General features: G+C 68.9%; 18 protein-coding genes and 1 pseudogene. 7 read left to right on the top strand and 12 right to left on the bottom strand.

Annotated features, from left to right (window positions below):
* Positions 1–60: 60 nt before the first annotated feature.
* Both OHA77_RS18615 and OHA77_RS18610 read left to right on the top strand, forming a co-directional pair.
* Entirely contained in the window at positions 61–240 is a 180-nt protein-coding gene (locus tag OHA77_RS18615; protein WP_406319280.1) for a DUF397 domain-containing protein, read from the top strand.
* A gap of 244 nt (positions 241–484) precedes the next feature.
* Entirely contained in the window at positions 485–691 is a 207-nt protein-coding gene (locus tag OHA77_RS18610) for a DUF397 domain-containing protein (RefSeq protein WP_406319279.1), read from the top strand.
* A gap of 120 nt (positions 692–811) precedes the next feature.
* On the opposite strand, the gene OHA77_RS18605 is transcribed toward OHA77_RS18610, so the two are convergent.
* Entirely contained in the window at positions 812–2,266 is a 1,455-nt protein-coding gene (locus tag OHA77_RS18605; RefSeq protein WP_406319278.1) for a catalase, read from the bottom strand.
* On the bottom strand, positions 2,263–2,709 hold the full coding sequence (locus OHA77_RS18600) for a Fur family transcriptional regulator (RefSeq protein ID WP_406319277.1): 447 nt from the start codon (positions 2,707–2,709) through the stop codon (positions 2,263–2,265). The genes OHA77_RS18605 and OHA77_RS18600 overlap by 4 nt, the downstream gene beginning before the upstream one ends.
* Before the next feature lie 125 nt (positions 2,710–2,834).
* Here OHA77_RS18600 and OHA77_RS18595 point away from each other — a divergent pair, with 125 nt between their 5' ends.
* From OHA77_RS18595 to OHA77_RS18585, 3 genes are read left to right on the top strand one after another with little or no spacing between them, the layout of a single operon-like run.
* On the top strand, positions 2,835–3,932 hold the full coding sequence (locus OHA77_RS18595; RefSeq protein WP_406319276.1) for a CapA family protein: 1,098 nt from the start codon (positions 2,835–2,837) through the stop codon (positions 3,930–3,932).
* A 55-nt stretch (positions 3,933–3,987) separates the two neighbouring features.
* Positions 3,988–5,736, top strand: a complete 1,749-nt coding sequence (locus OHA77_RS18590; RefSeq protein ID WP_406319275.1) for an SDR family oxidoreductase — start codon at positions 3,988–3,990, stop codon at positions 5,734–5,736.
* A gap of 32 nt (positions 5,737–5,768) precedes the next feature.
* Positions 5,769–6,416: a TetR family transcriptional regulator gene (locus tag OHA77_RS18585; RefSeq protein WP_326819410.1), complete on the top strand. Its 648-nt coding sequence runs from the start codon at positions 5,769–5,771 to the stop codon at positions 6,414–6,416.
* Here OHA77_RS18585 and OHA77_RS18580 read toward each other — a convergent pair.
* Positions 6,392–7,126 carry a hypothetical protein gene (locus OHA77_RS18580; protein WP_406319274.1) on the bottom strand — a complete coding sequence of 245 codons (735 nt, stop codon included), beginning with the start codon at positions 7,124–7,126 and terminating at the stop codon, positions 6,392–6,394. The two genes, OHA77_RS18585 and OHA77_RS18580, sit on opposite strands and share 25 nt — an antisense overlap.
* 170 nt (positions 7,127–7,296) lie before the next feature.
* Here OHA77_RS18580 and OHA77_RS18575 point away from each other — a divergent pair, with 170 nt between their 5' ends.
* The gene (locus OHA77_RS18575; protein WP_406319273.1) at positions 7,297–7,836 is read left to right on the top strand and encodes a hypothetical protein; all 540 of its coding nucleotides are present in this window, start codon (positions 7,297–7,299) and stop codon (positions 7,834–7,836) included.
* A gap of 185 nt (positions 7,837–8,021) precedes the next feature.
* On the opposite strand, the gene OHA77_RS18570 is transcribed toward OHA77_RS18575, so the two are convergent.
* From OHA77_RS18570 to dnaK, 6 genes and pseudogenes are all read right to left on the bottom strand, one after another.
* A complete protein-coding gene (locus OHA77_RS18570; protein WP_406319271.1) occupies positions 8,022–8,486 on the bottom strand; it encodes a hypothetical protein in 465 nt (154 codons plus the stop codon).
* 113 nt (positions 8,487–8,599) lie between these two features.
* Positions 8,600–11,182: an ATP-dependent chaperone ClpB gene (clpB, locus tag OHA77_RS18565; protein WP_406319270.1), complete on the bottom strand. Its 2,583-nt coding sequence runs from the start codon at positions 11,180–11,182 to the stop codon at positions 8,600–8,602.
* Between the two features lie 262 nt (positions 11,183–11,444).
* Positions 11,445–11,697 (bottom strand): annotated as a pseudogene (locus OHA77_RS18560) (heat shock protein transcriptional repressor HspR); the annotation flags it as partial.
* A 2-nt stretch (positions 11,698–11,699) separates the two neighbouring features.
* Positions 11,700–12,905 carry a molecular chaperone DnaJ gene (dnaJ, locus tag OHA77_RS18555; RefSeq protein ID WP_406319269.1) on the bottom strand — a complete coding sequence of 402 codons (1,206 nt, stop codon included), beginning with the start codon at positions 12,903–12,905 and terminating at the stop codon, positions 11,700–11,702.
* 28 nt (positions 12,906–12,933) lie between these two features.
* Entirely contained in the window at positions 12,934–13,515 is a 582-nt protein-coding gene (grpE, locus tag OHA77_RS18550) for a nucleotide exchange factor GrpE (RefSeq protein WP_326819416.1), read from the bottom strand.
* Positions 13,516–13,543: 28 nt separating this feature from the next.
* Entirely contained in the window at positions 13,544–15,424 is a 1,881-nt protein-coding gene (gene dnaK, locus OHA77_RS18545; protein ID WP_406319268.1) for a molecular chaperone DnaK, read from the bottom strand.
* Positions 15,425–15,505: 81 nt separating this feature from the next.
* On the opposite strand from dnaK, the gene OHA77_RS18540 reads away from it, so the two are divergent.
* Entirely contained in the window at positions 15,506–15,820 is a 315-nt protein-coding gene (locus OHA77_RS18540; RefSeq protein WP_406319267.1) for a hypothetical protein, read from the top strand.
* Here the strand turns inward: OHA77_RS18540 and OHA77_RS18535 are convergent.
* From OHA77_RS18535 to OHA77_RS18525, 3 genes are read right to left on the bottom strand one after another with little or no spacing between them, the layout of a single operon-like run.
* Positions 15,817–16,290 carry a hypothetical protein gene (locus OHA77_RS18535; protein ID WP_406319266.1) on the bottom strand — a complete coding sequence of 158 codons (474 nt, stop codon included), beginning with the start codon at positions 16,288–16,290 and terminating at the stop codon, positions 15,817–15,819. The genes OHA77_RS18540 and OHA77_RS18535 overlap by 4 nt on opposite strands.
* A 38-nt stretch (positions 16,291–16,328) precedes the next feature.
* Positions 16,329–16,739: a PIN domain-containing protein gene (locus OHA77_RS18530; RefSeq protein WP_406319265.1), complete on the bottom strand. Its 411-nt coding sequence runs from the start codon at positions 16,737–16,739 to the stop codon at positions 16,329–16,331.
* Positions 16,736–16,969, bottom strand: coding sequence for a type II toxin-antitoxin system VapB family antitoxin (locus tag OHA77_RS18525; RefSeq protein WP_406319264.1), 234 nt, complete (start codon positions 16,967–16,969; stop codon positions 16,736–16,738). Before OHA77_RS18525 ends, OHA77_RS18530 begins: the two co-directional genes overlap by 4 nt.
* Positions 16,970–17,058 lie beyond the last annotated feature (89 nt).

Genomic DNA, 17,058 nt, shown 5'->3' with positions numbered 1-17,058 from the left:
CCGTCGTTGTCACCGTCATTTTCGGAAAGAATGATGAACGCGAACAATCACAATGATGTGATGTGGAAGAAGAGCGCGCGAAGCGCCACCAACGGCAACTGCGTCGAGGTGGCGGCGCTGGACGGCGGGCAGGTAGGGGTCCGTGACAGCAAGCACCGCTCCGGTCCGGTCCTCGTCTTCACCCCCGACGAGTGGAACGCCTTCGTCGGGGGGGTGAAGGACGGGGAGTTCGACCTGTAGCAGAAGCGGCCCTGGCACTCAGGTAAGAGGACAAGAGCCGCCCCGCCGGGATTGCTGCGTTTTCATGCTCCTGCCCACCGGGTGGATTGACGGCCCACCGGTGGAACAGGGCAGAATCATTGCACGCCGGGGAGGCGCCCAGGCCACGGTGTCCTATCTCGCCATGTCCAATATCTTGCACGCTTTGCATCACCCCTTCATCCTTGAGGTGCCTTATGGTCCCCCGTGGGAGAAGAGGTGAGTTATGTCGGATATCGAGCTGTCCGGCGTGGTGTGGCGGAAGAGTCGGCGGAGTGCGGTCAACGGTAACTGCGTCGAGGTGGCCCGCCTGTCGGGGTGGGTGTTCGCGGTCAGGGACAGTAAGGACAGGACGGGACCGGTGTTGATCTTCGACGGTTCCGGGTGGGCCGCGTTCGTCGCCGGGGTGAAAGGGGGAGATTTCGATCTCTGAGTGGCTGTCCTTCGGGGCGGGGGCTTGCCCAATGGCGGGTCAGGCCCCTTTCGCGTCTCTGGAGACAGCCCTGCGGCCCGCACCTTCGGTGAGAAGACGTGGGCCGTACGGCGGATATGACTACTCGGCGGCGATGCCGAGTCCCTGGGCGACACCCTGGCCCAGGTCCTTGTGGATGTTGGTCCAGTACGCCACGACGCGCTTCTTCATCTCGGCCGTGACCTCCGGGGCGGAGGCGTGGCCGACGACGTTGCTCACCAGATGGGCGCGGTCGGTGTCGGACAGGACGTTCTCCCACAGGGCGCGGGGCTGGCCGTAGTCGTCGTCCTCGCGGTGCAGGGTGTAGGCGGAGCGGATGATCTCGCCGCTCACCTGGTAGTTCTCACCCTCGTACCGCGACCCGTCGGCAACGGGGCCACCTGCGGTGTTCGGCGCGTAGACCGGGTCGGCGGGGTTGTTGAAGGCCATCTGGCCGTCCTTGTTGTAGCTGTGGACGGGCGACAGCGGAGCGTTGATCGGCAGCTGCAGGTAGTTGGTGCCGATGCGGTAGCGGTGGGCGTCGGGGTAGGAGAACAGGCGGCCCTGGAGCATCTTGTCCGGGGACGGCCCGATGCCCGGCACCAGGTTGGCGGGTTCGAAGCTGGACTGCTCCACCTCGGCGAAGTAGTTGGCCGGGTTCCGGTTCAGGGTGAACCTGCCGATCGTGATCTCGGGGTAGTCGGAGTGCGGCCACACCTTGGTCAGGTCGAACGGGTTGAACCGGTAGCCGGCGGCGTCCTCGAACGGCATGACCTGCACGTTCACCGTCCAGGACGGGTGGTCGCCGGCCGCGATCGCGGTGTGCAGGTCACGGATGTGGTAGTCCGCGTCCTGCGCGATGACCGCACCGGCCTCGGCGTCGGTGAAGTTCTGGACGCCCTGATCGGTCTTGAAGTGGTATTTGACCCAGAACTTTTCGCCGGCCGCGTTGTACCAGAGGAAGGTGTGCGACCCGAAGCCGTGCATGTGGCGCCAGGACGCCGGGGTGCCGCGATCGGTCATCAGGAAGGTGACCTGGTGGGCGCTCTCCGGAGAGTTCGTCCAGAAGTCCCACTGCATGTTGTGGTCGCGCAGGTTGGTGTCCGCGCGGCGCTTCTGGCTGTGGATGAAGTCGGAGAACTTCTGCGGGTCGCGGATGAAGAAGATCGGCGTGTTGTTGCCGACGAGGTCGTAGTTGCCCTGCTCGGTGTAGAACTTGATCGCGAAGCCGCGCGGGTCGCGCTGGGTGTCCGGGCTGCCGAGCTCGCCGGCCACCGAGGAGAAGCGCAGGAAGAGCGGGGTCTCCTGGCCCTTCTGGAACAGTCCGGCCTTGGTGAACTGGCTGACGTCCTCGGTGATCTGGAGGATGCCGTGCGCGCCGCCGCCCTTGGCGTGGACCACCCGCTCGGGCACGCGCTCCCGGTTGAAGTGGGCCATCTTCTGGATCAGGTAATGGTCCTGCAGCAGCAGGGGCCCATTGGGGCCGACCGACTGCGAGTGCTCGTCGCTCGGAGCGGGGATGCCCGCGTCGGTCGTGGTGGTGGGCCTGGTGCTCATAGCTGGTCCTCCAAGGGTTCTCTTCGGAGAGCGTCTTCGGAACGGCAACCGGGACACGCGCCCCAGTAGATGACGTCGGCCTGGTCGACCAGGTATCCGGCGTCCGACACGGGGTCGAGACAGGGGGTGTGCCCGACGGCGCAGTCGACGTCCGTGACCTTCCCGCACCGCCGGCAGACGAGGTGGTGGTGGTTGTCACCGACCCGCGTCTCGTATCGGGCGGGACTGCCTGCGGGTTCGATCCGCCGGAGCAGTCCGCCGCGGTGCATGGCGTGCAGGGAGTCGTACACGGCCTGCAGGGAGACGTGACCGACCCGGTCCCGCACGCCGCGGTGCACGGCGTCCACATCCAGGTGGTCGCCCTCCCGCACGGTCTGCATGATCGCCAGGCGGGCCGCGGTCACTCGCAGGCCTGCTTCGCGGAGTCGGTCCTCGTCTTCCATGACCACACGCTATGTCCTAAACCAGAATGATTCAACTAAACAAGTCATCCAACTTTGGGGGAATTGGAGATTCAACGGCCAGGTTGTGCCACTTGCGGCGGTTCAGGTGTCATCCTCGGATACCGATGGACACGTATATCGCCCGCCGCCTCGGTGTGGCCGCCGCTACCGCCCTTTCCTTCCTGCTCCTGGCGGCCTGCGCGGCGGCCAAATCCTCCACCCCGGAGAAGACACCGGATGTCGCGGAGAAGCCCACCGCCACCGGTGACGCCGAACCCACCCCCGAGCGAAAGCCGTACACCTTCTCCTTCGGAGGTGACGTGCACTTCGAGGGGGTGCTCCGGACCCGGCTGGACGCCGACCCGCGGACCGCGCTCGGCCCGATCGCCAAGGTGCTCAGCCGTTCCGACCTCGCGATGGTCAACCTGGAGACCGCGATCACCACGGGCGGCTCCCGGGCCCCCGGCAAGCAGTACGCCTTCCGGGCCCCCGCCACCGCGCTGACCGCGCTCAAGGCGGCCGGGGTGGACGTCGCCTCGATGGCCAACAACCACGGCATGGACTACATGGAGAGCGGGCTGGCCGACTCGCTGGCCGCGATCAAGCGCGCGAGGTTCCCGGTCGTGGGCGTGGGCGGGAACGAGGCCCAGGCATACCGGCCGTGGCGGACGACGGTGAACGGCAACCGCGTCGCCGTCATCGGAGCGACCCAGGTGATGGACGCCGAGTTCATCCAGCCCTGGACGGCCTCCGGTGACAAGGGAGGGCTGGCCTCGGCCAAGAACGAGGCGCGGCTGATCCAGGAGGTGCGCAGGGCGCGGAAGAACTCCGACACGGTGATCGTCCACCTGCACTGGGGGACCGAGCTGCAGAAGTGCCCGAACGAGGCCCAGCGCGCCCTGGCGCCCAAGCTGATCGCGGCCGGAGCCGACGTCGTCGTGGGAGGCCACGCGCACATCCTGCTCGGCGGCGGCTACCTGAAGAACGGCTACGTCAACTACGGCATGGGCAACTTCGTCTTCTACAACTGGGGCCCGGAGACGGGCAGGACGGGCGTGCTCACCCTGACGATCAACGGTCGCAAGGTGCTCAAGCAGCAGTGGACCCCGGCCACCATCCAGGGCGGGGTGCCGATCCCGCTCACCGGGGCCAGCCGGCAGCAGGCCCTCGCCGGCTGGAAGGAACTGCGCGGCTGCACCGGACTGGCAGCCACGCCCGGCTAGGACGGTCGTGTCCGGCCAGCTAATGTTCAGCAAGTCCGTCCGGCAGGAGGCCGCCATGAGATGGGTCATATCCGGTGACGTACGGCTGGCATTGTCCGAGGAGGGTGACCCGGCCGCTCCCACGGTGCTGCTGGTGCACGGCTATCCCGACACGCACCGGGTCTGGGACGAGGTCGCCGGCCTGCTGGCGGACCGCTTCCACGTGGTCCGCTACGACGTCCGCGGCGCCGGGCGTTCCAGCGCTCCACGCGACGGGCGGGACTACACCTACGACCACCTGGCCGCCGACATGGCGGCCGTCCTCGACGCCGTGGGCAAGCCGCGCGCGCACCTGGTGGGGCACGACTGGGGCTCGGTCCAGGCATGGGAACTGCTCGGCAGGCCGGAGATCAGGGAGCGGATCGCCTCCTTCACCTCCTTCGGCGGCCCCGGGATGGATCAGGCCGCCCACTTCATGCGGGACGGCAGCCGGAGCGAGGTCGCCGGGCAGCTCCTGCGGTCCTGGTACATCGGGGCCTTCCAGCTCCCGGTGGTCCCCGAACTGGCCTGGCGCACCGTGATGCCGCGCGTCCTGGCGCGGACCATGCGGGTCTCCGGCGGGATCACCCCGCGTCCCGGACATCCCGCGGAGACCCTCGTCAAGGACGGGGTGAACGGTCTCGCCCTGTACCGGTCGAACATGCTCACCACCCGCCGCACGCCCCGGCCCGAGCCGATCGTCGAGACTCCGGTCCAGCTCATCGAGCCCACCCGGGACTCCTTCGTCTCCCCCGGGCTCCTGGCCTCCCTGCGCCGATGGGCGCCGGCGATGTGGCACCGGCGGATCCCCGCCGGGCACTGGGCGCAGCGCAGCCACCCCGGGACACTCGCCAGGATGATCACCGAGTTCGCCGAACACGTCGAGGGCGCGCCGCCGTCAAGGGAGCTGCGCCGCGCCCGGACGGGCGGGCACGGGCCGTACGCCGACCGGCTGGTGGTGGTCACGGGGGCGGGCAGCGGGATCGGGCGGGCCACCGCGCGGGCGTTCGCCGCGCACGGAGCCGAGGTGGTCTGTTCCGACATCGACCTCGCCGCCGCCCGGCGCACCGCCGACGGCATCTCCGGCACCTGGGGTACGGCGCACGCCTACCGGGTCGACGTCGCGGACGCCGCGGAGATGGAGCGTTTCGCCCGGACGGTCAGGGACGAGCACGGTGTGCCCGACATCGTGGTCAACAACGCGGGGATCGCGGTCGCCGGCCCGTTCCTGGACCACTCGGTCGAGGACTGGCGGCGGACCCTCGACGTGAATCTGTGGGGCGTCATTCACGGCTGCCGGCTGTTCGCCTCCCAGATGGCCGAGCGCGGCGAGGGCGGCCACATCGTGAACGTCGCCTCGCTCGCCGCGTTCGCCCCCAGCCGGTCGCTGCCCGCCTACTCGGTGTCGAAGGCCGCGGTGAAGATGCTCAGCGACTGCCTGCGGGCGGAACTGGCCGGGGACGGGATCGGCGTCACCGCGATCTGTCCCGGCTTCGTCTCCACGGCGATCGCGGGCAACGCGACCTACGTGGGCGGCGGCACGTCACCGGAGGCCCGGGCGGGTGCGGCCGCCGGCGCGCAGGCGGCGCTGACCAGGCGCGCGTACCCGCCGGAACGGGTGGCCGCGCACATTCTGCGGGCCGTCCACCGCAACCAGCCGGTCGTCGCCGTGAACGCCGAGGGAAAGATCGGTTACGCGCTCTCGCGGATCTCCCCGGCGGTCCTGCGGCGCCTGGCCAGGCTCTCCGGTGCGGGAGAAATCTCGCGATTGCTGAATAAGGACTGACCAGGAGGGGGTCATGCGGGCAAGATGAGAGGGTGCCCCCCCTGCCTGTCGAGGACCCCGACGAAGTCTTGCTGCGGCGTCAGCCCACCCAGCGGCGGAGCGCGCGGCGTGTCGAGAAGATGCTCGACGCGTGTGCCGACCTGTTGGACGAGGTCGGTTACGATGCGCTGTCCACCACCCGGATCGCCGAACGCGCCGGTGTCGCGATCGGTTCGGTCTACCAGTTCTTCCCTGACAAACGGGCCATCACCCAGGCGGTGACCCGGCGTCACGTGGAACGCTTCGTCTCCCGGATCGGGAGACGCTTCCTCTGGGAGGACTACGCCGGCTGGTGGGACGCGGTCGACGCGATCATCGACGAGTACGTGGAGATGCACAGGACCGTCCCCGGGTTCCGGTCCCTGCACTTCGGTGACGTGGTCGATCTCAACCTGCTCGATGGGATGTCCGACAACAACGCGGTGGTCGCGGGCCGGTTGCGCGGGCTCCTTCTCCAGGAGTACGGCCTGACCGACAGCGAGGAGCTCGACCTGGCCATCCTCGTGGCCGTCGAAGCCGGAGACGCGGTGCTCAAACTGGCCTTCCGGCGGGATCCCGGCGGTGCCCCGGAGATCGTGGCCGAGGCCAAACGACTGATCCGGGGCTATCTGAACCGTCAGTTCACCGGATCCTCCGCCTGACCGGGCTCCACGCGGTCCACCCCCCGATCGAGTCCGGGACCGCCGGTCTCCGGCTCCCCGTGGTCTACTCGCCGGTCGAGTCTGGGACCGCCGGTCTCCGACTCGGCGCCGGGACCGGTCTCCTGGCCGAAGGCCGGGTGATCCGCCTCCCGGTCGAGGCCGGGCCGGGCGAACCCCGAGGGAATCCGCCGGAGCGGGCCGATGGGGGGTGCCGCCTCCTGCTCGATCATGATCTTCCCAGGGCCGGTGTCCCGCTCCGGATGCGCCAGCCGGGCCCGCCCGCGTCCGGCCTCGGCCGGGGCGTAACGGCTCCCGATCCTCCGGCCCGGTCCGGCCGCCTCGGGGTCGGGTGGCAGGGGTTCGATCCGCAGCCCCTCGGTCGGCGGGGACGTGGCCGGGGGAGCCTCAGGTGGCAGTGGCTGGACCGGAACGGGGATGAGCGCGGCGGGTGTGCGCGCCTTCTTCCGCTTGGAATGGGAGCGCGAAGGGACCTGACAGGGCAACGCCGGTACGGCGATCGCCCGGATCTGCGGCTCCCTGGAGACCTGCGCGAGAAGCTGCTCATCGCGGAGCCGGCCCTCCAAGGAAACAAGATCGCGATAGGCCCGCTGGACGGCGTCCATCCTGGCGGACAGATATCCGGCCGACCCCGGAACGAGCACGGAGAGACCCACGAGGAACGTCAGTGTGAAGGCGGTCTGCTTGGACATGCCCATCGCAGCTCCTCCGAACAGTAGCGTCCCAATAGCAGGAGTCGCCTGTCATATGCCCGTTTTCCTGCAGAAACACGCGTAGCGTAGCCAATCGTTTACGTGCGGTTGCACAAGGAATACCTGCCGTTGTGCAGGCGGATTCGAGCGCCGCTCGGTACTCTCGCGATGTGGCGCATGTGACACATGAGCAAGTTGAGCGGTTGCTCGAGCAGACCCTTCTGGCTGACGATCATGAAGACCTCGCCCGGCGGCTGGAAGCGCTGGTAGAGGCATACGTGTCCGGTGATATCTCACGGGCGGCGATCCTCGTGCTCGCCGCGGAGGAGTGGCGGCAGTCCGGACAGCCCGGCCGCGCTCTTGACTGCTTCCAACGCGCGGTGGACGACGGCGGCGAGGTGAGCATCGACCCGCGGGCCGGCATCGCCGACACTCTCTTCGAGCTCGAACAGCCCGACGACGGGCGAGCGGTCATCGAGGCGATCCGGGCCGACGGCGGTGTCGCTCCCGCCACCGCACTCACGCTGGCCGAGACCCTGGTCGCCTACGGAGACCTGCGGGAGGCCCACTACTGGGCGACCGAGGGAGCTCAGGGGGCGGTGAAGGGCAGCGGGGAGCATACCGCGCTGCTCCGCACCCGCTACCGGATCCGGGTGGACCTGGGTCTCCCTGAAGACGAGCTCGACGCCCAACTCGACGCGTCCCACTGATCGCGACCTTCCGGAAGCCGGACCCGACGCCCGGTGGGACACGCTCACCGGCCCCGACGCCCGGTGAGCGTGTCCCACCGGTCCCGGGCTTCTGGAAGACGGGTCGCCGCCCGATCCGGCGTGACCCGGGCCGAAGGGCCGCGCTGATCACGAAGGGCCGCGCTGATCAGGGAGGCCCGCGCTGATCACGAAGAGTCGCGCCGATCACGAAGGGCCGCGCTGATGCGGTCAGAGTGCCCGTGGCGGCCGGAACGACCGGAGCGGTCGGGATGGACGGAACGGACGGGCGCCGTCGTGGGCGGGGTGGGCACCCCGGTGCCCGCTGCGACGCCTGTCGTGTCGGCGAAGCCGACCACCCCCGAAGCCTGAGCGAGTCCCGGCAGCCCGGCGATCCGTGCCAGCCGGTCCGCGGTGACCACAGCCGCACCGCCGGTCACCCCACCGGCCGAACGGCCGGCCGGGCCATGGGCCACCCGGCCGGAGCGGGTTCTGTCACAGACGGCCGTCGCGGACCCGGGCGCCCCCGCCGGGTCACGCACCTGGCAGGGCACGGTGGAGGCGGACGCCGAAGCGGTCACCACCCAACTCACGCCGGCGGTGAGCGCCGCCACCGCGAGAAGTCCCCGGATGTTCCGTGATGTGTTCGACATTCACGCCCCCCTGTTGTTTTCGGTAGCTTGTCGACTGCCGAACGTAACAGCGGGGGCTTGCCCGGGTAAGGGCTTGACCCAATGCCGGTCAAGCCCTTACCCGGGTGGGTCGGTCAGGCCTTCACCGGCCCGATCTCCAGGGTGTCGTTCGCCTTGTCGAGATCCACCAGGACCTCGTCGCCGTCCCGGACCTCGCCGGAGAGCACCTCCTTGGCCAGTTTGTCACCGATGGCCGACTGGACCAGTCGCCGGAGCGGCCGCGCGCCGTACATCGGGTCGTAGCCCGTCAGCGCCAGCCAGTCGCGTGCCGCCGGGGTCACGGTCAGGGTGAGCCGCCGGTCGGCCAGCCTCCTGGCCAGGTGCGTCACCTGCAGATCCACGATCCTGGACAGCTCCTCCACACCGAGCGCGTCGAACAGGATCACGTCGTCGAGCCGGTTGAGGAACTCCGGCTTGAAGGAGGCTCTGACCGCGTCCATCACGGCCTTCTGCTGAGCGTCCCGCTCCAGGTTCGGGTTCACCAGGAACTGCGAGCCGATGTTGGAGGTGAGGATCAGGATCACATTGCGGAAGTCGACGGTCCGGCCCTGCCCGTCGGTGAGCCGTCCGTCGTCCAGCACCTGGAGCAGGATGTCGAAGACCTCCGGATGGGCCTTCTCGACCTCGTCCAGCAGCACCACGGTGTACGGCCTGCGCCGCACGGCCTCGGTGAGCTGACCGCCCTCCTCGTAGCCGATATAGCCGGGAGGGGCCCCCACCAGACGCGCCACGCTGTGCTTCTCGCCGTACTCGCTCATGTCGATGCGGACCATCGCCCGCTCGTCGTCGAACAGGAAGTCGGCCAGCGACTTGGCCAGCTCGGTCTTGCCGACACCGGTGGGGCCGAGGAACAGGAAGCTGCCGGTCGGCCGGTCGGGGTCGGAGATGCCCGCCCGTGCTCGCCGTACGGCGTCGGAGACCGCCTGGACGGCCTGCCGCTGGCCGATCAGACGGGTGCCGAGCTCTTCCTCCATCCGCAGCAGCTTGGTGGTCTCGCCCTCAAGCAGACGCCCTGCGGGGATGCCGGTCCACGAGGAGATGACCTGGGCGATGTCATCCGGGCCGACCTCCTCCTTGACCATCGGGTCGTCGGGCTGGGCGGCGGTACTGGCCTCGGCGAGCTGGGCCTCCAGCTTGGGCACTTCGGCGTACATCAGCCGTGAGGCCGCCTCGAAGTCGCCGTCACGCTGAGCTCGTTCGGCGGCGCCACGCAGTTCGTCGAGCTTCTTCTTGAGGTCGCCGACCCGGTTGAGCCCCGCCTTCTCCCGCTCCCAGCGCCCGACCAGGCCGTTGAGGTCCTCTTGGCGGTCGGCGAGTTCCTTGCGGAGCCGCTCCAACCGCTGGAGGCTGCCCTGGTCGGTCTCCTTGGAGAGCGCCAGCTCCTCCATCTTCATCCGGTCCACGTTCCGCTGGAGCTGGTCGATCTCCACCGGGCGGGAGTCGATCTCCATGCGGAGCCGGGAGGCGGCCTCGTCGACAAGGTCGATCGCCTTGTCCGGCAGGAACCGGGAGGTGATGTAGCGGTCGGAGAGCGCGGCGGCGGCCACGAGCGCGCTGTCGGCGATCTGGACCTGGTGGTGCGCTTCGTAGCGGCCCTTGAGGCCCCGCAGGATCGCGATGGTGTCCTCGACCGTGGGCTCGCCCACGTAGACCTGCTGGAAGCGCCGCTCCAGCGCGGGGTCCTTCTCGATGCGCTCGCGGTATTCGTCCAGCGTGGTCGCGCCGATCATCCGCAGTTCGCCGCGGGCGAGCATGGGCTTGAGCATGTTGCCCGCGTCCATCGCGCCCTCGGCGGCTCCGGCGCCGACCATGGTGTGCAGCTCGTCGATGAAGGTGACGACCTGGCCGTCACTCTCCTTGATCTCGCCGAGTACGGCCTTGAGCCGCTCCTCGAACTCGCCCCGGTATTTCGCGCCGGCGACCATCGCGCTCAGGTCGAGTGCCACCAGGCGCTTGTCGCGCAGGCTGGAGGGCACGTCGCCGGCGACGATCCGCTGGGCCAGCCCCTCCACCACGGCGGTCTTGCCGACGCCGGGCTCGCCGATGAGCACCGGGTTGTTCTTGGTCCGGCGGCTGAGCACCTGGATGACCCTGCGGATCTCCGCGTCACGGCCGATCACCGGATCGAGTTTGCCCGCCCTGGCCCGCTCGGTCAGGTCGACGCCGTACTTCTCCAGCGCCTGGTAGGTGTCCTCGGGGGTCTCGCTGGTCACCCGGGCGTGCCCGCGCACCTTCTCGAAGGCGTCGAGCAGGGCGCTGGGGGTGGCTCCGCGTGACCTGAGCAGTTCGGCGACCGGGCCGCCGTCGGCGGCGAGGCCGACGAGCAGATGCTCGGTCGAGACGTATTCGTCCTCAAGCTGGCGGGCCCGCTGCGCCGCGGTGTTCAGCACGGTGAGCAACTGCCGGGAGCTCGACGGGGCGCCGACCGTCGCGCCCTGCGCCTTGGGCAGGGCCGCGAGTTGCTGCTCGGCCTCGGTGCGCACCTGCTTCCAGTCCGCGCCGACGGCCTCCAGAAGAGGTACGGCGGTGCCACCGCTCTGGCCGAGCAGCGAAGTGAACAGGTGCGCCGGTGCGACCTCGGGGTTGCCCTCGGCCGCGGCGCGCCTGATGGCGGAGGAGACCGCCTCCTGGCTCTTCTGGGTGAGCTTGTAGTCCATGCTTGTCTGCCCTCACTGCGTTCAGCGGCTGGGGCGCCGGTGACCGGTGCCCTCACTGGTCGCGGGTCGGCCCGGCTCTCGTGCCCCGCGAGTGAAGATCACTGGCGTGCCCCCGCGTATCGACTGCGACGTTCCGCGTCGCGGATCGCCCCCCGGCCTCCGTGAAGTCAGGCGGGTGGCAGTTGGTACTGGATCAGTGCACGAATCATGGTCATCTCCGAGCGCAGGCGGTGGTTCTCGTCGCGCAGCCGGAGAGCCTCGGTCTCCAGCACCAGGATGCGCTTGATGCCCGCGAGGTTGATGCCCTCCTCCTGGGAGAGCCGCTGAACCTCGCGGAGCATCACGATGTCGCGGGTGGAGTACAGCCGCCCGCGACCCGACGTGCGCCCCGGGCTGACCAGCCCGAGGCGGTCGTACTGCCGCAGGGTCTGCGGGTGCAGGCCCGACAGCTGGGCGGCTACCGAGATCACGTAGACGGGAGTGTCGTCCGACAGATCGAAGTAGTTGGCTTCCATGGCTACTCGCTTCTGGCCTGTTGGATGAGGTCGGCCCGCGGGTCACCGCCTGCCATGGCGTCGCGGAACTCCTCCAGCGCGTTTCTTGCCTTGTCCTCGAGCTGCTGGGGCACCAGGACCTCGACCGTGGCGAGCAGGTCGCCCTTGGTGCCGTCCTTGCGGGCCACGCCCCTGCCCCGCACCCGGAAGGTGCGGCCGTTCGGAGTGCCTTCGGGGATGCGCAGCGTGACCGGCAGCCCCTTGAGGATCGGCACCTTGATCTCGGCGCCGAGCGCGGCCTCGGTGAAGGTGACCGGCACGGTGATCGTCAGGTTCTCGCCGGTCCGGCCGAAGACCGGGTGCGGTTTCACGTGAATCTGGACGTACAGGTCACCGGCCGGGCCGCCGTTCTCACCGGGCGCCCCCTTGGCCTTGAGCTTGATGCGCTGGCCGTCACCGACCCCGGCCGGGATGCGCGCCTGGATCGTGCGGGTGCTCTTGCCCCGCCCGCTCCCCTCGCACACCGGGCACGGGTCGTCCACCAGCAGGCCGCGGCCCTTGCAGTCACGGCACGGTTCGGAGAAGGCGAAGTTGCCCAGGTTGCGGCTGGCCGCGCCGGTGCCCTCACAGGTCGGGCAGACCCGCGGGGTGGTCCCGGCCTTGGCGCCGGTGCCGCCGCACGCCGTACACGCCGACGAGCTGGTGAGGCGGAGTGAGACGGTGGCGCCGTCCACGGCCTCACCGAACGAGAGCGTGACCTCCGACTCGATGTCCTGGCCGCGCCGCGCCCTGGTGGTCGTCCCGCCGGCGCGGGGCGTGCCGGCGCCCCGGTTGAACAGGCCGCCGAAGATATCGCCGATGCGTTCCCCGGCGCCCCCCTGGTGCTGTTGCTGCTGGGTGCCGCCGAACAGGTCTCCCAGGTCGAAGGGGAACCCGCCCCCGCGGGGGGCGCCCCCGCCCCCCGCGTAACCGCCGAGCCCCGATCCGAACAGCGTCCGCGCCTCGTCGTACTCCTTGCGGCGCTTGGTGTCGGACAGGACGTCGTAGGCCTCGGAGACGTCCTTGAACTTGGCCGTGTTGGCCGAGGTCGCCGAGTCTCCGGGGTTGGCGTCCGGGTGGTACTGCCTGGCCAGTTTCCGGTATGCCTTCTTGATCTCTTCGGCGGTGGCGGTCTTGGGCACACCAAGGACGGCGTAGTAGTCCTTCTCCAGGTAGTCCTTGGTGCTCATCTGTCTTCCTTCTCAGATATGGGGGGTATCAGTTGTCGTCCGACGCGGGCTCTTCGGGCTCGGCGACCGCGACCCGCGCGGGACGGAGCACGCGCTCGCCGAGCCGGTAGCCGGACTGCAGGATCTCCACGCAGGTCGGTTCGGTGACGTCGGGGGAGTAGCTGTGCAGGAGCGCCTCGTGCACGGTCGGGTCGAAAGGCTCGCCCTTGGTGCCGAAGGTGCTCAGTCCCAGCTTCCCGGTGGCCGCCTCCAGCGACTCGCTCACCTTGGCGAAGCCGCCGGTGAGCTCGCCGTGGTCGCGGGCCCGGCCGATGTCGTCGAGGACGGGCAGCAGCTCGGCCAGCACGCCGGCCACCGCCTGCTCCTTGACCGCGACCCGGTCCCGCTCGACCCGCTTGCGGTAGTTGGAGTATTCGGCCTGGAGACGCTGCAGGTCCGCGGTGCGCTCGGCGAGCTGGGTGGCCAGCTCGACCGAGGCGAGGTCGGCCGCCGGAGCAGGCTGTTCGGCCTGCTCCGGTGCCGGTTCACGCACCTCGCCCGTCTCCGGGTCGATTTTGCGGTTGTCGCGGATCACCGGCTCCTCCCCGGAACCGTTCTCGCGCGTGTTCACGCTCGCGCTCCCCTCGGCTTCGCGGTCGTCACTTCTTGCCGTCTTCGCGCTTCGGCTCGTCGTCCACGATCTCGGCGTCGACCACGTCCTCGTCGCTCTTCGCGCCCGAGGTGTCCTCGGCGCCGGGAGCGCCGGAGGCGTCGGCCGGGGCCTCGGAGGCCTGCGACTGGGCGTAGATCGCCGAACCCATCTTCTGGCTGACGGTGGCGAGCTTCTCGGCGCCGGTGCGGATCTCGGCCGAGTCGGTGCCTTCGAGCGCCTTCTTGAGCTCGGCCAGGGCCTCGTTGACCTCGGTCTTGATGTCGTCCGGGACCTTCTCGGCGTTCTCGCCGAGGAACTTCTCGGTCTGGTAGACGAGCGAGTCGGCGTTGTTGCGCGTCTCGGCGTCCTCGCGGCGCTGCTTGTCCTCTTCGGCGTAGGACTCGGCCTCGCGCATCATGCGCTCGATGTCGTCCTTCGGCAGCGCGGAGCCGCCGGTGATCGTCATCGTCTGCTCCTTGCCGGTGCCGAGGTCCTTGGCGGAGACGTTGACGATGCCGTTGGCGTCGATGTCGAAGGTGACCTCGATCTGCGGGATGCCGCGCGGCGCCGGGGCGATGCCGGTCAGCTCGAAGGTGGCCAGCTTCTTGTTGTAGGCCGCGATCTCGCGCTCGCCCTGGTAGACCTGGATCTGCACGGACGGCTGGTTGTCCTCGGCCGTGGTGAAGACCTCGGAGCGCTTGGTCGGGATCGTGGTGTTGCGATCAATGATCTTGGTGAAGATGCCGCCCTTGGTCTCGATGCCCAGCGACAGCGGGGTCACGTCGAGCAGCAGGACGTCCTTGACCTCGCCCTTGAGCACACCGGCCTGGAGGGCGGCGCCGATGGCGACGACCTCGTCCGGGTTGACGCCCTTGTTGGGCTCCTTGCCGCCGGTCAGCTCCTTGACGAGCTCGGCGACCGCGGGCATGCGGGTCGAGCCGCCGACGAGCACCACGTGGGCGATGTCGGAGACCTTGATGCCGGCGTCCTTGATGACCTGGTTGAACGGGCCCTTGGTCCGCTCCAGGAGGTCGGCGGTGATCCGCTGGAACTCGGAGCGGGTGAGCTTCTCCTCCAGGTGGAGGGGGCCCTCGGCCGAGGCGGTGATGTAGGGCAGGTTGATGGAGGTCTCCGACTGGCTGGAGAGCTCGATCTTGGCCTTCTCCGCGGCCTCACGCAGGCGCTGGAGGGCCATCTTGTCCTTGGTCAGGTCCACGCCGTGGGCGTTCTTGAACCGGGTGGCGAGCTCGTCGACGACGCGCTGGTCCCAGTCGTCACCACCGAGGTGGTTGTCACCGCTGGTGGCCTTGACCTCGACGAAGCCGTGGCCGTCCTCCTGGCCGACGTCGAGCAGGGACACGTCGAAGGTGCCGCCGCCGAGGTCGAAGACGAGGATGGTCTCGTCCTTCTCCTTGTCCAGGCCGTAGGCGAGCGCGGCCGCGGTGGGCTCGTTGATGATGCGCAGCACGTTGAGGCCGGCGATGGTGCCGGCTTCCTGGGTCGCCTGACGCTGGGCGTCGTTGAAGTAGGCCGGGACGGTGATCACCGCGTCGGTGATCTTCTCACCCAGGTAGGCCTCGGCGTCCTGCTTGAGCTTCTGCAGGACGAAGGCGCTGATCTGCTGCGGGGAGAACTTCTTGCCGTCGATCTCGACGGACCAGTTGGTGCCCATCTCGCGCTTGACCGAGCGGATCGTGCGGTCCACGTTGGTGACGGCCTGCCGCTTGGCGACCTCACCGACGAGAACCTCGCCGTTCTTCGCGAAGGCGACGACGGACGGCGTGGTCCGCGAGCCTTGGGCGTTGGCGATGACGGTGGGCTCACCGCCCTCGAGGATCGAGACGACGGAGTTGGTCGTCCCCAGGTCGATACCTACCGCACGTGCCATGAGTACGTCCTTGTAGTCAAAGTTGAGTCGGTCGGACTCATATTGGAACCTCGCCTGACGTTTGTCAAACGACTTGAGCCTATGTCGCTCAACCCTGGGGTGCGTGAAAGCATTCCCGCCCTTCGGGAAACAAGGGATGTTCCCTGTCCCCCATCGAAGGAGGACGAGAAGAGATACGAGCCCGGCTGGGCGGCCCGCACGCACGCGGTCACGTTCTGGGTCTTCCCGCCCGACGCGCCGATCCTGAAGGGACCCGAATCGCGCGACCGCCGGGCGAAGGTCTGCGACGGGCGATACGTGCTCGACAGCCCCGAGAACGCCGACCGGCTGGCCGCCATGCTGGGCAGCAGGCCGGGAGCCTGGTCCGTCGCCGTCTACGACGCCCCGGCCGGTTAGCGGGCGCCGTCGACGACCTTGCGGCCGCCGAGGGGGGCCTTGAGCTTGACGGTCGTCACCTTCTGGACGGCGATGGCGATGCAGATGGGATTCTTGACCTTGCTGCTCGTGCCCTCCCAGAGGGTGACGGTCACCTGCTTGGCGGTCTCGCGGACGGTGACCCGGTCGAGGACGTGGCAGGGCTCCACCCCCGACCACCAGGTGACCCGGAGGCTCCGGCCGTCCTTGGACGGCTTCGCCGAGAGCCACCGCACCTTGCGGGGCTTGTCGGTGTGGCCCTGGGGCCTGGTCGGCTTGGGGACGCCGCCCGTGGGCTCGGTCCGGGGCGCCACGGTGTGGCTCACCGGCTGGGAGGGGTTGCCGGCGGTCGCCGAGCCGGTGCCCGCCGGGCCGGCGGTCGTGGCGCCGGGTTCGGCGCCGCAGCCCAGCGCCAGCAGCAGGGTCCCGGTCAGCAGCGGAATCGCGATCATACGCATAATTCTGACAACGGATCGGGGTCCGGGCCGGTTCAATGCATCCGGACGTCGCGCTGCATGACCTCGGTCATGACCGCTGAAACCGTGGCGAAGTCATCGTCGACGTGGAGCACGGTGAGACCGTGGTGGACGGCGGTGGCACACAGCAGAAGGTCGATCGGACCCGCAGCGCGATGCTGACCTTTCAGCGTGAGTTTGTACTGCGCGTTCTCGACCCAGCGCCACGCGGTCTTCGGGACGGTGGCGTACTGGCAGAGGTCATTGAGCTCCGCCTCCAGTTCGTCACGGTGCGCGGGACCGGTCGCCGAGTAGAGGAACTCCGTTCGGGTGGGTTCGCAGATGTTCAGCGCTCTCGTGACGATCCGGTCGGCCCACGCCTCCTGTGTCTCCGGCGTGCGTATCAGGTGCCACAACGCGGAGGTGTCGATGAGGTAGCGGGTCAAGAGAAGGCTTCCTTCCGAGCTCGCTTGGCGCCTTCATGAGCTGCGATCGCCTCGTCGAACTCGCCTCGGGCCGCACGGGCGGAGAGCTTCTCGAGTGCCTCGATGCGCTTGACGCGCGCCACGTACTCCCGCAGGGCGGCGTTCACCGTGTCTTTCTTGGTGGTAGTGCCCAGCATCCGCATGGCTTCGGCGAGGGCCTCGTCGTCAAGGTCGATCTGAGTGACGCTCATGTCGTACCTCCAATGTTGATAACCCCTAGATGTAGCATACATCGCCACCATGGCGCGGTTCCGGTCCGATTCCTTGAACGACCTCCTCG

The sequence above is a fragment of the Streptosporangium sp. NBC_01639 genome (assembly GCF_045209755.1).
Classification (GTDB): domain Bacteria; phylum Actinomycetota; class Actinomycetes; order Streptosporangiales; family Streptosporangiaceae; genus Streptosporangium.
This window is presented reverse-complemented; position numbering and strand designations above follow the sequence as displayed.

Coding starts and splice junctions, on each gene's coding strand:
- OHA77_RS18600 (WP_406319277.1), bottom strand. CDS start 2,709: ATGGAAGACGAGGACCGACTCCGCGAAGCAGGCCTGCGAGTGACCGCG.
- OHA77_RS18540 (WP_406319267.1), top strand. CDS start 15,506: ATGTCGCTCAACCCTGGGGTGCGTGAAAGCATTCCCGCCCTTCGGGAA.
- OHA77_RS18535 (WP_406319266.1), bottom strand. CDS start 16,290: ATGATCGCGATTCCGCTGCTGACCGGGACCCTGCTGCTGGCGCTGGGC.
- OHA77_RS18570 (WP_406319271.1), bottom strand. CDS start 8,486: ATGTCGAACACATCACGGAACATCCGGGGACTTCTCGCGGTGGCGGCG.
- dnaK (WP_406319268.1), bottom strand. CDS start 15,424: ATGGCACGTGCGGTAGGTATCGACCTGGGGACGACCAACTCCGTCGTC.
- dnaJ (WP_406319269.1), bottom strand. CDS start 12,905: ATGAGCACCAAGGACTACCTGGAGAAGGACTACTACGCCGTCCTTGGT.
- OHA77_RS18595 (WP_406319276.1), top strand. CDS start 2,835: ATGGACACGTATATCGCCCGCCGCCTCGGTGTGGCCGCCGCTACCGCC.
- OHA77_RS18580 (WP_406319274.1), bottom strand. CDS start 7,126: ATGTCCAAGCAGACCGCCTTCACACTGACGTTCCTCGTGGGTCTCTCC.
- OHA77_RS18615 (WP_406319280.1), top strand. CDS start 61: ATGTGGAAGAAGAGCGCGCGAAGCGCCACCAACGGCAACTGCGTCGAG.
- OHA77_RS18590 (WP_406319275.1), top strand. CDS start 3,988: ATGAGATGGGTCATATCCGGTGACGTACGGCTGGCATTGTCCGAGGAG.
- OHA77_RS18605 (WP_406319278.1), bottom strand. CDS start 2,266: ATGAGCACCAGGCCCACCACCACGACCGACGCGGGCATCCCCGCTCCG.
- clpB (WP_406319270.1), bottom strand. CDS start 11,182: ATGGACTACAAGCTCACCCAGAAGAGCCAGGAGGCGGTCTCCTCCGCC.
- OHA77_RS18610 (WP_406319279.1), top strand. CDS start 485: ATGTCGGATATCGAGCTGTCCGGCGTGGTGTGGCGGAAGAGTCGGCGG.
- OHA77_RS18525 (WP_406319264.1), bottom strand. CDS start 16,969: ATGAGCGTCACTCAGATCGACCTTGACGACGAGGCCCTCGCCGAAGCC.